15 protein-coding genes are annotated in these 13,168 nt (G+C 64.8%); 1 reads left to right on the top strand and 14 read right to left on the bottom strand.

The annotated features are described in order from the left end of the window. Positions 1–2 precede the first annotated feature (2 nt). The 12 genes from RPB_RS24885 to glyA all read right to left on the bottom strand — a co-directional run bounded on the left by RPB_RS24885 (position 3) and on the right by glyA (position 10,800). Positions 3–158 carry a hypothetical protein gene (locus RPB_RS24885; protein WP_198135108.1) on the bottom strand — a complete coding sequence of 52 codons (156 nt, stop codon included), beginning with the start codon at positions 156–158 and terminating at the stop codon, positions 3–5. Positions 159–424: 266 nt separating this feature from the next. Further along, positions 425–667, bottom strand: a complete 243-nt coding sequence (locus RPB_RS13325) for a DUF2171 domain-containing protein (RefSeq protein WP_011441531.1) — start codon at positions 665–667, stop codon at positions 425–427. A gap of 128 nt (positions 668–795) precedes the next feature. Continuing rightward, positions 796–1,479, bottom strand: a complete 684-nt coding sequence (locus RPB_RS13320) for an HAD hydrolase-like protein (RefSeq protein WP_011441530.1) — start codon at positions 1,477–1,479, stop codon at positions 796–798. A gap of 9 nt (positions 1,480–1,488) precedes the next feature. Then, the gene (locus RPB_RS13315) at positions 1,489–2,235 is read right to left on the bottom strand and encodes a hypothetical protein (protein WP_011441529.1); all 747 of its coding nucleotides are present in this window, start codon (positions 2,233–2,235) and stop codon (positions 1,489–1,491) included. Positions 2,236–2,402: 167 nt separating this feature from the next. Further along, the gene (locus tag RPB_RS13310) at positions 2,403–4,526 is read right to left on the bottom strand and encodes a sodium-translocating pyrophosphatase (RefSeq protein WP_011441528.1); all 2,124 of its coding nucleotides are present in this window, start codon (positions 4,524–4,526) and stop codon (positions 2,403–2,405) included. 228 nt (positions 4,527–4,754) lie between these two features. Next, positions 4,755–5,726 (bottom strand): thiamine-phosphate kinase, encoded by a 972-nt coding sequence (gene thiL / locus RPB_RS13305; protein ID WP_011441527.1) that lies wholly within the window; start codon positions 5,724–5,726, stop codon positions 4,755–4,757. A 215-nt stretch (positions 5,727–5,941) separates the two neighbouring features. Next, positions 5,942–6,451 carry a transcription antitermination factor NusB gene (gene nusB / locus RPB_RS13300; RefSeq protein ID WP_011441526.1) on the bottom strand — a complete coding sequence of 170 codons (510 nt, stop codon included), beginning with the start codon at positions 6,449–6,451 and terminating at the stop codon, positions 5,942–5,944. Between the two features lie 2 nt (positions 6,452–6,453). Beyond that, complete coding sequence (gene ribH, locus RPB_RS13295) at positions 6,454–6,945, bottom strand: 6,7-dimethyl-8-ribityllumazine synthase (protein WP_011441525.1); 492 nt, start codon at positions 6,943–6,945, stop codon at positions 6,454–6,456. 139 nt (positions 6,946–7,084) lie between these two features. Then, a complete protein-coding gene (locus tag RPB_RS13290) occupies positions 7,085–7,693 on the bottom strand; it encodes a riboflavin synthase (protein ID WP_011441524.1) in 609 nt (202 codons plus the stop codon). Positions 7,694–7,705: 12 nt separating this feature from the next. Then, the gene (ribD, locus tag RPB_RS13285) at positions 7,706–8,875 is read right to left on the bottom strand and encodes a bifunctional diaminohydroxyphosphoribosylaminopyrimidine deaminase/5-amino-6-(5-phosphoribosylamino)uracil reductase RibD (protein WP_011441523.1); all 1,170 of its coding nucleotides are present in this window, start codon (positions 8,873–8,875) and stop codon (positions 7,706–7,708) included. Further along, entirely contained in the window at positions 8,872–9,354 is a 483-nt protein-coding gene (nrdR, locus tag RPB_RS13280) for a transcriptional regulator NrdR (protein ID WP_011441522.1), read from the bottom strand. The genes ribD and nrdR overlap by 4 nt, the downstream gene beginning before the upstream one ends. Positions 9,355–9,498: 144 nt before the next feature. Continuing rightward, entirely contained in the window at positions 9,499–10,800 is a 1,302-nt protein-coding gene (gene glyA, locus RPB_RS13275) for a serine hydroxymethyltransferase (protein WP_011441521.1), read from the bottom strand. Between the two features lie 417 nt (positions 10,801–11,217). On the opposite strand from glyA, the gene RPB_RS13270 reads away from it, so the two are divergent. After that, positions 11,218–11,472: a hypothetical protein gene (locus RPB_RS13270; protein WP_011441520.1), complete on the top strand. Its 255-nt coding sequence runs from the start codon at positions 11,218–11,220 to the stop codon at positions 11,470–11,472. Here RPB_RS13270 and RPB_RS24165 read toward each other — a convergent pair. Beyond that, a complete protein-coding gene (locus RPB_RS24165; RefSeq protein WP_011441519.1) occupies positions 11,469–12,347 on the bottom strand; it encodes a toll/interleukin-1 receptor domain-containing protein in 879 nt (292 codons plus the stop codon). The genes RPB_RS13270 and RPB_RS24165 overlap by 4 nt on opposite strands. A gap of 147 nt (positions 12,348–12,494) precedes the next feature. Next, positions 12,495–13,121 carry a glutathione S-transferase family protein gene (locus RPB_RS13260; RefSeq protein ID WP_011441518.1) on the bottom strand — a complete coding sequence of 209 codons (627 nt, stop codon included), beginning with the start codon at positions 13,119–13,121 and terminating at the stop codon, positions 12,495–12,497. Positions 13,122–13,168: the final 47 nt, after the last annotated feature.

Here is a 13,168-nt window from a genome sequence, read left to right as displayed (position 1 = left end):
GATCAGCCCGCCTTGTTGATCTTCTTGATCTTGGCGTCGGTCGCCTCGATCGAACTCGCGAGTTCGAGGATCGCCTTCGACAGCAGTTCGATCGCCTCCTTCTGGTCCTGCGACTTGGCTGCGCGCAGCGCGTAGTTCTTGGCGGATGACAGCGACATTCAAGGCTCCCTTGGGGACTGTTCTCGAGCGGCAATGCAGGCCCATGCACCACGCACGATCCTGATCCTGAGGAGCCCGGCATCGCTCGCAGAGCGATGTCGGGCGTCTCGAAGGATGCGCAAAACATTCATGGTTCGAGACGGCCGCGCAAGAGCGCGGCTCTCACCATGAGGCTTTCACCAGCCGTGAAACGACAGCCCCGCGGCTGACGCCGCGGGGCTGTCGTTGCGCGTCGGAGTTGGATCGCGCCCGAAGACCGCGTTGCCTATTTCTCGTCTTCCATGCTCACCGCAACGGCGGCGTTGGCCGACAACCGCACCTTGTCGCCTTCGACCTCGGCCACCAGGCCGCCGTCGATGAAATGGTGATGGCCCCTGTGGCTTCCCTCGCCGCTGTCCTTCTTGGTCAGCTTGATCCGGCCGCCCTCGACCTTGTCGACGGTGCCGACATGCACGCCGTCCGCGCCGATGACTTCCATATGTTCCTTGATATCGCTCACGCCGCTCATGTCACATTCCTCGAGAAAGATGGGAACGGGTAACGCGCCGGGTTCCGATTGGTTCAGTTCGCAGCCGCGCGCGCCACTCATGAGCGTGCGCAAGGATGCCTGCGGGCTCCGCCGACATGGCGACCGGTTCAGCAGGCCGCGGCGGCGGTCCTGGTACGAAGCACGATCGAGCGATCGATGAAGATCTGACAGAACTCCGAAACGGACTCGACGAGGCGATCGCAGCCCGCGGACTCGAGTTCTTCGCGCGTGCCGTAGCCCCAAGTCACGCCGACAGCGACGACACCATTGGCCTTGGCCCCTTCGACATCATAGCGCCGGTCTCCGACCATCACGGCATCGCCAGGGGCGACGCCCGCTTCGCCGAGCGCGCGCTTCACCAGATCGCTTTTAGTGTCCAACTCCGCGAGCCCCGCGCCGACGACGTCGGTGACCAAATCGGCAAAGCCTAGATCGCGGATCACACGCTCGGCATAGGCCTGGGGCTTGGAGGTCACGACCCAGACAGGAATCCGTCTGGTCTTCAAAGCCTCCAGCATCTCCCGAACTCCGGGATAGGCACGGTTTTGACGGATACCGTGGGTTTCGTAGTAAGCCCGGAAAGCGTCGATGCCGGCCTCGATTCCGGCCTGGCTGATGTCGGCCTTCAACGTTCGGAACATCTCCGGCAGAGGCGTGCCTAGGAACAGGTCAAGCTCGGCGTCGCCAAGCGGCATCACGCCGATCGCTTCGATCGCCGCGCGAAACGAATCGTGCAGCCCCGTCCGCGAGTCGGTCAGCGTGCCATCGAGGTCGAAGAAAAATGCTTTCATCGCATCAGCCTAGGCGTGCTTGTTGAACTTCGAGACGACCTCTGGCGTGAACCAGCCCCGCGCCGCGGGCGCAGGATCTTTGTCCGCTCCGGCCAGAACGGCCGCCATCATGCTAGCCATTTTCTCGATGTGGCGACAGTAGTTCTTGCGTGCGGCCGAAATGAGAACCCAACTCGCAAACGCATACACAGCGACAATCAGAATGGCACGAGTCGGTGTCTGCGACCCGATCAAATAGCCGCAAAGCGCCGCCGAAAGGACCGTTATCGACAACCAAAGGTTCATCTGGAACTCCAAATGAAACCAGTATTGCTCGCGAATATACCCGATCGTGCTCACGCCGATCTTGTGCAGCAGCAACTGCTCCGGATCGATGTTGTCCTTGAAGGCGCCGGCACGCGAGGCGTCGATACAACCGATCGCCGACCAGCACCTCGCTCGCAACAAGGCCGACAGTTCATCGAAGAGCTCGAACAGCGGCGCATTCTTCACACGCACGGGCTTGCGTACCAAATTGTCATTGATTCCCATGAAGACCAGAATGTTCGAGATGAGCCCGAGCAGGATCGAGAGTGGTACCGCCAGCACGGTCGCCGATGTCTGGTATTCCTTCGCGATCACGTAGTGGCCCCATGACGGCCAACCAAGCCAAGGCGCGAGCTGAGTCTCACCCAGAACAAGAGCGGCCAGCCAAACAAACCCGGGCAGAAATGTTTTGATCAGCGCACCGAACGTGAATGCTCCAAAGACATTCATCAAAATGCTCCTGAGTCGGACAATCAACGGGTCGACTTTACGGCCGGAAATATCGGCCGGACTCAATCGGGCAATGGCGTCAGTCTATCGCGGGAAAAAGCCGCTCGCCAAACAAAAACCCCGCGGCTCACACCGCGGGGTTTCTACTCAGTCAGAAGCCCGAAGCCTCAGTGCGCCAGGATCGCCAGCAGCAAGAGTGCCACGATGTTGGTGATCTTGATCATCGGGTTCACGGCGGGGCCCGCCGTGTCCTTGTAGGGGTCGCCGACGGTGTCGCCGGTCACCGCGGCCTTGTGGGCGTCGGAGCCCTTGCCGCCGTGGTGGCCGTCCTCGATGTACTTCTTGGCGTTGTCCCAGGCGCCGCCGCCCGAAGTCATCGAGATCGCCACAAAGAGGCCGGTGACGATGACGCCGAGCAGCATCGCGCCGACCGCGGAGAACGCCGCCGACTTGCCGGCCGGACCGCCGCCCGCGATCGCGTAGATCACGAAGTAGACGAAGATCGGCGACAGCACCGGCAGCAGCGACGGGATGATCATTTCCTTGATCGCCGCCTTGGTCAGCAGGTCGACCGCCTTGCCGTAATCCGGCTTGTCGGTGCCCTTCATGATGCCCGGCTTTTCGCGGAACTGGCGACGCACTTCCTCGACGATCGCGCCGGCGGCGCGGCCGACCGCGGTCATGCCCATCGCGCCGAACAGATACGGCAGCAGGCCGCCGAACAGCAGGCCGACCACGACGTAGGGGTTGTTCAGCGAGAAGTCGGGCAGCACGCCCTCGAAGTACGGATACTTCGCGGCGTTGGCGATGAAGAATTTGAGATCTTCATTATACGCCGCGAACAGCACCAGCGCGCCGAGACCGGCGGAGCCGATCGCGTAGCCCTTGGTCACCGCCTTGGTGGTGTTGCCGACGGCGTCGAGCGCGTCGGTGGCTTTGCGGACTTCCTTCGGCAGGCCGGCCATTTCGGCGATGCCGCCGGCATTGTCGGTGACCGGGCCGAAGGCGTCGAGCGCCACGATCATGCCGGCCAGCGCCAGCATCGTGGTGGTGGCGATCGCGATGCCGAACAGGCCGGCGAGGCTGTAGGTGACCAGGATGCCGGCGATGATCACGATCGCGGGCAGCGCGGTCGATTCCATCGAGATGGCGAGGCCCTGGATCACGTTGGTGCCGTGGCCGGTGACCGACGATTGCGCGATCGACTTCACCGGCCGGTAGTCGGTGCCGGTGTAGTATTCGGTGATCCAGATGATCAGGCCGGTGACGGCGAGACCGACGATACCGCATTCGAACAGCGCCAGGCCGGTGTAGCTGACGCCGGCCAGCGGACCGAAGCCGATCAACTGGTGGATCACGGCGCCGACGCCGATCAGCGACAGCACGCCGGTGGCGATCAGCCCCTTGTACAGCGCCCCCATGATCGACTGCGATGCGCCGAGCTTGACGAAGAAGGTGCCGGCGATCGAGGTCAGGATGCAGATGCCGCCAATGGCGAGCGGCAGCGTCATCATGTTGAGCAACAGGTCAGGCGTGGCGGCGAAGAAGATCGCGGCGAGCACCATGGTGGCGACCGCGGTCACCGCATAGGTCTCGAACAAATCGGCGGCCATGCCGGCGCAGTCGCCGACATTGTCGCCGACGTTGTCGGCGATCGTCGCCGGGTTGCGCGGATCGTCTTCCGGAATGCCGGCTTCGACCTTGCCGACGAGATCACCGCCGACGTCCGCACCCTTGGTGAAGATGCCGCCGCCGAGACGAGCGAAGATCGAGATCAGCGAGGCGCCGAAGCCGAGTGCGACCAGCGCGTCGACCACGGTGCGGCTGTTCGGAGCCAGATTGGCGTAGTGGATCAGATAGATGAAATACAGCGTCACGCCGAGCAGCGCGAGACCCGCGACCAGAAGGCCGGTGATGGCGCCAGCCTTGAAGGCGAGCTCGAGGCCGCCGGCGAGCGAGGTGGTCGCCGCCTGCGCGGTGCGGACGTTGGCACGCACCGACACGTTCATGCCGATGAAGCCGGCCGCGCCCGACAGCACCGCGCCGATCAGGAAGCCGATCGCGACGAGGACGCCGAGAAAGTAAGCGAGCAGCGCGAAGATCACCACGCCGACGATGGCGATGGTCATATACTGGCGCTTCAGATAGGCCTGCGCGCCTTCACGCACGGCGGCGGCGATTTCCTGCATCCGCGCGTTGCCCTGATCGGCGGCGAGCACCGACGAGGTCGCCCAGACGGCGTATACGATCGCAAGCGCTCCGCAGAGCACGATCACCCATAAAGCTGTCATTCCTGATGCCTCAGTCCCGAGTTTCACCCCCGTGCCTGCGACGCGGGAGCGACGCGGGCGCGCAACAAGACGACGTGCCCTCTTCCCGGGGCAGTCTCAAATCGCGGCGGACCTTGCCAAAATCGTTGGTGCTCCGCAATCGCTGCGAAGGGACTAAGCGCGGCTTTTCCCGCGGCCTTGGGCGAATTCCAGACGCATCCCTTGCGCCGGAATACCTGCGACTAATCGCTAGAAATGACTGTATGACAGCCCTGACAGCGCGATGTCACGATGCTCGGCGTCGCGCCATCGCGGCGCTCCGGTTCCGGCTTCGGCGGAGCCGATGACGCTGACCGAAACCCCTATTCGCTGCGCTGCAGCAAGAAACGGGTCGAGCTGCTGTGCTGCAACGCCGCAAAGCAGCTCATAGTCGTCACCGCCCCCGAGCACGCGGGCCAGCTTCGCCGGCTCGCCCGAGATCATCGCCTGCGCCGCAGCGGAGAGCGGGACGGCCGCAGCGTCGAGGATCGCGGTGACGCCGGAGGCGGCGCACATCTTGGCGAGATCGCCTGCCAGCCCGTCGGACACGTCCATCGCCGCGCCGGCATGGTCACGTATGGCTTGCGCCAAGGCCAAACGCGGCTGCGGCACGCGATAGCGGTCGATCAGAAAGGCGCGATGCTCGTCGGAGATGTCGGCATTCGCGCCCTGCAGCAGGTCGAGGCCGAGTGCCGAGTCGCCGATCGTGCCGGTGACGAGGATCCGGTCCCCGGCACAAAGCGTGTTGCGCCGCACCATGCGACCCGGCGGCACCCGGCCGATGGCGGTGATCGAAATCATCATCGGCCCCGGGGTGGACACCGTATCGCCGCCGAGCAGCGGACAATCGAAAAGGGCGGCATCCTCGCCGAGCGCCTGTGCGAACGGCGCCAGGAAGCGCTCGTCGGCGCTGCGCAGCGCCAGCGTCAGCAGGAACCCCGCGGGCGTCGCCCCCTTGGCGGCGAGGTCGGACAGGTTCACCCGCAGCGCCTTGCGGGCGATGGCCCGGGGCGGATCGCCGGGCAGGTAATGCACGCCCTCGACGATGGCGTCGGTGGTCAGCACCAGATCGTCGCGCGACGCCGCCAGCACCGCCGCGTCGTCGACCAGCCCCAGCGCGCCCGGATCGGTCGCAAGCGGCTTGAAGTAGCGGGCAATCAGATCGTCTTCACCGGAGGGCATGCACTAATAACCTCGACGTTGTGCCGCGATGGTCGCCTCGCGGCACGGCGCGCTCCCTCGCCCCGCTCTTGCGGGGAGAGGGTTGGGGTGAGGGGCGACGCGAGCACTGAGGCTCGGCCGCGTCGAGACGCCCCCTCACCCGCCCCGGCTTCGCTGCGCTCCGCCGGGTCGACCTCTCCCCGCACACGGGGAGAGGTTAGGCAGCGGCGCTCGGCCTACCCCCGCGTAAACTCGTCTTCACGAAACTGCCGGGCGATCTGGTCGAGCACGGCGTTGACCATGCCTGTCTCGTCCTTCTCGACGAAGGCGTGGGCGACGTCGACATATTCGGAGACGACGACGCGCGCCGGGATATCCTTGCGGTGTTCGAGCTCGTAGGCGCCGGCACGCATCACCGCGCGGAGGATGGCGTCGATCCGCGCCAGCGGCCAGCCCTTCGCCAGCGCGTCGTCGATCAACGGGTCGAGCTTCTTCTGGTCGCGCACCACGCCGGAGACGACGTCGCGGAAGAACGCGGCCTCGGCCGGCAGATATTGATCACCCTCGACCTCGTTGCCGATCCAGTGGCTCTCGAACTCGGCGAAGGTCTCGTTGATGCCGGCACCGCCGATGTCCATCTGGTAGAGCGCCTGCACGGCCGCGAGCCGCGCAGCGCCGCGCCGATTGGCCTTGCGGTCGCCCTTCGGGACCGGCTTCTTGATCGCCGGCTTTTTGGAATCGGCCATCGTCAGCCCCGCGCCAGTCGGCGCTTGATCCGCAGCATCGCCAGCGCGGCGCGCGCGGCGTCACCGCCCTTGTTGAGATCGTCGGGCTTTGCTCGCGCCCAGGCCTGTTCGTCGGTGTTGACGGTGATGATGCCGTTGCCGAGCGGGAATTTCCGCGCCACCGACAGGTCCATCAGGGCGCGCGCCGACTCCATCGAGACGATCTCGAAATGGATGGTCTCGCCCCGCACCACGCAGCCGAGCGCGATTGCCGCATCATAGGGCCTGCCGGCGGCCTCGGCGGCGTCGATCGCGATCGCCACCGCGGCGGGGATTTCCAGCGCGCCGGGCACGGTCAGCACGTCGTGGCTCGCGCCGGCTGCTTTCAGTTCGGCGATTGCGCCGTCCAGCAGCGCGTCCTGGATATCGTCGTAGAACCGCGCCTCGACGATCAGGACGCGCGCGCCCGAAACGTCGGTCTGGTCTTTCAGGGGTGCGCGCCGCGCGTCTGCCATTCTGGTGCCTTGCCTTTGGTCGTCATTGCCGGGCTCGACCCGGCGATCCATCGTCGTCGAGAGAATTTGGATGCGTTCTTGTTAAGAGGATGGATGCGCGGGTCAAGCCCGCGCGTGACCACTTCGTTTGTGCTGCCGCCTATTTCATCTCGCTCAGCCGCGCGGCATAGCGCGCCATCAGGTCGACCTCGATGTTGACTTCGCTGTCGACCCGCCAGCCACCGAGGATGGTGGCGCTCAGCGTGTGCGGGATGATCAGCACCGAGAAACGCGTGCCCTCGACGGTGTTCACCGTCAGCGAGGTGCCGTCGAGCGTTACCGAGCCCTTCGGAGCAATGAAGCGCGCCAGCTCGCGCGTCGTCTCGAGGGTGAACCGTGCCATCTCCGGCAGGTCCTCGCGCGCCACCACGGTGGCGATGCCGTCAACGTGGCCGGTGACGATGTGACCGCCGAGCTCGTCGCCGATCTTCAGCGCGCGCTCGAGATTGAGCCTGGTGCCGACGCCCCAGTGCTTCGCGGTGGTCAGCGCCAGGGTCTCGGCGCCGGCGTCGACCTCGTACCAGGTGCGGCCGCCCGCTGTGCCCGACCCGACCACGGTCATGCAGATGCCGTTCGAGGCGATCGAGGCGCCGTCGGCGATCGTGGCCTGATCGTAGCTGCAGCCGATCCGCAGCCGGTGCAGTTGTCCCTGCGCCGTGGGCGTCAGGGCTTCGATTTCGCCGATGTCGGTGACAATGCCGGTGAACATGAGACGCAGACCTTAAGCCGGTTCGAAAATCGTGAGCGTGTCCGGTCCGAGGCGTTCGCTGTCGCGGACGCGCCAAGCCGACGACGCGGTGATGGAGGCGAGCGGCAAACCGTCCAGGGCGTCGACGCCGTCTTCGCCGATCGCCTTGTCGCCACGCAACAGCCAGATCTCGTCGACGAGACCGGACTCGACGAACGCCCGCGCGGCCCGCGCCCCGCCCTCGACCAGGAGCCGGGTGACGCCCTTTTCGGACAAAGCGGCCAGGACTGCGGCGATGTCGAGTCCGGGCGTTCGTTGACAATCGGGAGCGCGGATGACCTCGGCCCCCGCCGCCCCGAGCCGCGCGGCCGCGGCCGGCTCGGCGATCTCGGATGCCATCAGCCACAGCGGCGTCGCCCGCGCCGAATGCACCAGCTTGCTGTCTCCCGGGATGCGCAGAGCGCGGTCCAGCACCACGCGGATCGGTGATTGTTTCGCCATTCCCGGTAGCCGCACGGTCAGTTCCGGATCGTCGGCCAGCACGGTGCCGATCCCGACCAGGATCGCATCCGACTGCGCGCGCAGCAAATGCACCCGCGCCCGCGCAGCCTCGCCGGTGATCGCCACAGGCTTGCGGCCGTCAGCCGCGATCTTGTCGTCGGTCGAGACTGCGAGCTTGAGCACGACATGCGGACGCTGCTCGCGCACGCGCAACAGATGGCCGGCGTGATCGCGCGCGGCTTCCTCGACGCAAACCCCGAGCTCGACCGCGATGCCGGCGGCGCGCAGCTTGCCATGGCCCTGCCCGCCCACCAGCGGATTGGGATCCTCGATCGCCGACACCACCCGGGCGACGCCCGCGGCGATGATCGCATCGGCGCAGGGCGGCGAGCGGCCGTGATGCGAGCACGGCTCCAGCGTCACATACAACGTCGCGCCGCGCGCGGCCTCGCCGGCCCGCGCCAGCGCTTCGACTTCGGCGTGCGGCCGGCCACCGTCCTGGGTCCAGCCGCGGCCGACGATGACGCCGTCCTTGACCAGCACCGCGCCGACCGCGGGGTTGGTGCCAGTGCGGCCGAGGCCACGGCGGCCGAGCGTCAGCGCGAGCTGCATGAAGCGGCGATCAGTGGCGGCGGCTGCCTTGGCGGCCTTTTCGACCTTGGCGCGCTCGGCATATTGGTCTTCCAGGATGCGGAAGATCATTTGCGGACCAGCGCCGGCCGGGCCTCCTCCTCGCCGGACAATTCGCCGAGCACCGCCTCGAAGTCCTTGGCCTCGCGGAAATTGCGATACACCGAGGCGAACCGCACATAAGCGACGTCGTCGAGCTTGCGCAGATGGTCCATCACGATCTCGCCGATGGTCTCCGACGAGATGTCGGCCTCGCCGCCGCTTTCCAGCTCGCGCACGATCGCCGATACCATCTGCTCGACCCGCTCCGGCTCGACCGGCCGCTTGCGCAGGCTGATCTGCAGCGAGCGCACCAGCTTGTCGCGATCGAACGGCACCCGGCGGCCGTTGCGCTTGATCACCGTCAGCTCGCGGAGCTGCACCCGCTCGAAGGTGGTGAAGCGGAAATTGCAGGCGATGCAGACCCGTCGCCGCCGGATCACCGAGGAATCCTCGGTGGGCCTGGAGTCCTTCACCTGGGTATCGAGGCTGTTGCAGTTCGGGCACCGCATCTCGACGCGTCCTCAGTGCTTTCCGGAGGGCTGGCCCCCTTCTCCGTCATGGCCGGGCTCGTCCCGGCCATCCACGCCTTGCTCCCGCTGCCACGCCGTAAAGACGTGGATGCCCGGGTCAAGCCCGGGCATGACGGTGGTCAGTTACTGATAGATCGGAAAGCGGTCGGTCAATTCCTTGACCCGCTGCTTCACCGAGGCCTCCACCAGCGGCGCGGCACCGTCGGGGGATTGCGCAATGGCGTTCAGCACTTCGGCGATCAGGTTCCCAACCTGCTGGAACTCGGCGACGCCGAATCCGCGGGTCGTCGCCGCCGGAGTGCCGAGCCGCAGGCCGGAGGTCACGAACGGCTTTTCCGGGTCGAACGGGATCCCGTTCTTGTTGCAGGTGATGGCGGCGCGGACCAGCGCCTTCTCGGAGACGTTGCCCTTCAGCCCCTTCGGCCGCAGGTCGACCAGCATGAGATGGTTGTCGGTGCCGCCGGAGACCAGATCGAAGCCTGCCGCACGCAGCGTTTCCGCAAGCGCCTTTGCATTTTCGACGACGTTCTTCGCGTAGACCTTGAAGTCGGGCTGGAGCGCTTCCTTGAACGCCACCGCCTTGGCGGCGATCACATGCATCAGCGGGCCGCCCTGTAGACCGGGAAAGATCGCCGAGTTGAACTTCTTGGCCAGCGCCTCGTCGTTGGTGAGGATCAGGCCGCCGCGCGGGCCGCGCAGCGATTTGTGGGTGGTGGTGGTGCAGACATGGGCGTGCGGCACCGGCGAGGCATGCGCTCCGCCCGCCACCAGGCCGGCGAAATGCGCCATGTCGACCATGAAATAGGCCCCGACGCTGTCGGCGATCTCACGGAAGCGCTTGAAGTCCCAGGCCCGCGAATAGGCCGAGCCGCCGGCGATGATCAGCTTCGGCCGGGTCTCCTCGGCCAGCTTGGCGACCGCATCCATGTCGATGATGCCGTCCTCGCGGCGCACGGTGTAGTGCACCGGCTTGAACCACTTGCCGCTCATATTGACGGTCGCGCCGTGGGTCAGATGGCCGCCGGCGGCGAGATCGAGCCCCATGAAGGTGTCGCCGGGCTGCAGCAGCGCCAGGAACACCGCCTGGTTCATCTGGCTGCCCGAGTTCGGCTGGACGTTGGCAAAACCAGCGCCGAACAGCTTCTTGGCGCGCTCGATCGCCAGATTCTCGGCGACGTCGACGAATTCGCAGCCGCCGTAATAGCGCGCGCCCGGATAGCCCTCGGCATATTTGTTGGTCATCACCGAGCCCTGCGCTTCCAGCACGGCGCGGCTGACGATGTTCTCGGAGGCGATCAGCTCGACCTCGTGGCGCTGGCGGCCGAGCTCACCCTTGATCGCAGCGGCGATCTCGGGATCGGCCTGCTCGAGCGAGGCGGAGAAGAAGCTGTCGGGCGCGGACGTGTGCTTGGCTGATGTGCTCATGGGCAATGTCTCCACCGCCGCAGCCGCGTGTCACGGGTGCGAACGGTCATCGGGTGCGGTTCGGAAGCGGCGGCTGCGCCATAGCATATCCGGACCCGCCGGCCAAGGACGCCGCCACTATTTGCGGCCATGCGCCCCAGTCAGACCCAGATATGGTGGATGCGAGGGATTTGCAGGAGGGTGAGGCGCGAGGGCGCGATGCGAATTCGCCCGGCAAGTCGAGCCCGAGCGGCTCCTTCGCTCCCCTCCCCCTTGCGGGGAGGGGTCGGGGGTGGGGGTCCCCAGGCACAGCGTGGGTTGTCCGCCAATAGCCCCTCATGCCGCCGGGAGCATCTGCGCTGGACTCAATCTGAGGTTGCGCCGACAATCGTCAGCCGGCTCTCTTTGCTGAGCGTTTTGTCCGTCCGAGGTGATCCCATGGCAAAATCAATTGTCACCACCCGCAATCGCCGTCAGGTCGTCGACCTCCCCGAGGCCGTCGCCTTCCCAAATGGCGTACGCAAGGTCGACATCATCAAGATCGGCGCCGCGCGCCTGATCGTGCCGCAAGGGCAGCGCTGGGACGATTGGTTCGAGAACGGACCGCGGGCGAGCGAGGATTTTGCGAGCGATCACGGCGCATGTGAGGGAAACAACGTCCGGGACACCCCGGCAGCTCGGCTAGACCGCTAGCGCTCCCCTTTCGTGGCTCTGTTAGGCTTCGCTAACTTCACATTCATTTCTGAAAGGGCTCGCTCAAGTATTTGATCAACGTGCACAAGCGTGTCTTTTCCATTGTCTATCCCCATGCGCCGGCTTGATATCTCCACAAGCCACTCCTCATCATCGGAGCCGCCCAGCATTTCCAACATTCCAATTTGCCGAAATGCGTCCCGAATGCGAATTTTGGATTGCCGTTTGGCGGTTTCTGAGACGAGCAGCGCGAATACTCTGAGAATGTAGTCTTGACGAGCACCCTCGTCCAAATTCTGGAACATGTCAGAGGCTAATTGATTGCATGCAATCTTACATTCCGTGAGTATGCAGTATTCGATGGCGGGCCCGTGATCTACAAACGTCCACTCAAAATACCACCGCCGCGAAGAACGCCCTTTACTCCAGTCATAACTCCAGTCGGTATGGAAATCCGGACTTTCAAGTCTTCCTTGTTGAGGATTTGTAATCCGAAGGAGCGCGTCGTGAACTTGATCGAGCGCCACTTCTCTGTCTTTTCTAAAATCAGCGTATAGTTTCTCTCTAAGAAATAACGGAACTGTGCAGTGATCGATGACGCAGGGCAACACCAGAACTCGCTTTTCTTCAAGCTCACGCAGTATACCTGAATTGAGCTCCTTCTTGCACCATTCCGACGCGATAGAATTCGTCGAGAGAACAATAATGATGGCATCAGATGCTGTTAGTGCGGCTTGCACTCTTGATATCAACGAATCTCCGACATTCAATTCCCATCTATCCATCCAAATATGGTGCCTGCGAGACACAAGACGGTTGGCCAGCCAATCGACAAACCCAACATCGCTATGATTGTAACTAATAAAGACCGTCATTTAACCTCACCTGTCGGTAGGAATTTCAGTCGAAGCGGCCAAAATCTACGACAATGCGAGTCCCCTGACTGGACAACCGTTAATCGCTCTGAACCAGTGGAAGCGCATCTACAAAAGCCTTCTAGCCGTTTCGACGACTGATTCACCTCACCCCAGCCGATACGCCCCGCCCTTCTCGACGCTGCGCCGGAACGCCGGCCGGGCGTGCATGCGGCCGATCCACGCGGTCAGGTCCGGATACGGGCCGAGCCGCCCGAACGAGCCGGCGACTTCGGCAACGAAGCTCATCATGATGTCGGCGCCGGTCAGGCTGTCGCCGACGAAGAACTGCCGGCCCTCCAGCGCGCCCTCGACGAAGCCGAGATGGTTGGCGATTTCGCTGTCGATGCGCGGCTGCAGCGGCGCGGCGGCGTCTTTCAGGCGCCCTACATAGAGCTGCAGCATCAGCGGCAGCATCGCCGAGCCCTCGGCGTAGTGCAGCCATTCCTGATAGGCTTCGAACTCCAGCGTGCCCTCGGTCGGGCGGAGCGTGCTGTCCCGGCCGTAGCGGCGCAGGATGTAGTCGACGATCGCGCCGGACTCCATCAACGTTAGGTCGCCGTCGGTGATCGCGGGCGATTTGCCGAGCGGATGCACCGCGGCGAGCTCCGGCGGCGCCAGCCGCGTGGCGGCGTCGCGCTGGTAGCGCTTCAACTCATACGGGGCGACGAGTTCTTCCAGCAGCCACAGGATGCGCTGCGAGCGGGAGTCGTTGAGATGGTGGAGCGTCAGCATCGGAACCCTTGCGACTGGCGTTGGCCGGCGGCCGCAACGCGATCAAC

Origin of the sequence: Rhodopseudomonas palustris HaA2, from assembly GCF_000013365.1 — a bacterium.
Lineage (GTDB): Bacteria > Pseudomonadota > Alphaproteobacteria > Rhizobiales > Xanthobacteraceae > Rhodopseudomonas > Rhodopseudomonas palustris_J.
The sequence above is the reverse complement of the archived record's forward strand: the minus strand, read 5'-3'. Positions and strand labels throughout refer to the sequence as shown.

Coding starts and splice junctions, on each gene's coding strand:
- RPB_RS13270 (WP_011441520.1), top strand. CDS start 11,218: ATGGCAAAATCAATTGTCACCACCCGCAATCGCCGTCAGGTCGTCGAC.
- RPB_RS13260 (WP_011441518.1), bottom strand. CDS start 13,121: ATGCTGACGCTCCACCATCTCAACGACTCCCGCTCGCAGCGCATCCTG.
- nrdR (WP_011441522.1), bottom strand. CDS start 9,354: ATGCGGTGCCCGAACTGCAACAGCCTCGATACCCAGGTGAAGGACTCC.
- nusB (WP_011441526.1), bottom strand. CDS start 6,451: ATGGCCGATTCCAAAAAGCCGGCGATCAAGAAGCCGGTCCCGAAGGGC.
- ribD (WP_011441523.1), bottom strand. CDS start 8,875: ATGATCTTCCGCATCCTGGAAGACCAATATGCCGAGCGCGCCAAGGTC.
- ribH (WP_011441525.1), bottom strand. CDS start 6,945: ATGGCAGACGCGCGGCGCGCACCCCTGAAAGACCAGACCGACGTTTCG.
- thiL (WP_011441527.1), bottom strand. CDS start 5,726: ATGCCCTCCGGTGAAGACGATCTGATTGCCCGCTACTTCAAGCCGCTT.
- RPB_RS24885 (WP_198135108.1), bottom strand. CDS start 158: ATGTCGCTGTCATCCGCCAAGAACTACGCGCTGCGCGCAGCCAAGTCG.
- RPB_RS24165 (WP_011441519.1), bottom strand. CDS start 12,347: ATGACGGTCTTTATTAGTTACAATCATAGCGATGTTGGGTTTGTCGAT.
- RPB_RS13310 (WP_011441528.1), bottom strand. CDS start 4,526: ATGACAGCTTTATGGGTGATCGTGCTCTGCGGAGCGCTTGCGATCGTA.
- RPB_RS13325 (WP_011441531.1), bottom strand. CDS start 667: ATGAGCGGCGTGAGCGATATCAAGGAACATATGGAAGTCATCGGCGCG.
- RPB_RS13315 (WP_011441529.1), bottom strand. CDS start 2,235: ATGAATGTCTTTGGAGCATTCACGTTCGGTGCGCTGATCAAAACATTT.
- glyA (WP_011441521.1), bottom strand. CDS start 10,800: ATGAGCACATCAGCCAAGCACACGTCCGCGCCCGACAGCTTCTTCTCC.
- RPB_RS13320 (WP_011441530.1), bottom strand. CDS start 1,479: ATGAAAGCATTTTTCTTCGACCTCGATGGCACGCTGACCGACTCGCGG.
- RPB_RS13290 (WP_011441524.1), bottom strand. CDS start 7,693: ATGTTCACCGGCATTGTCACCGACATCGGCGAAATCGAAGCCCTGACG.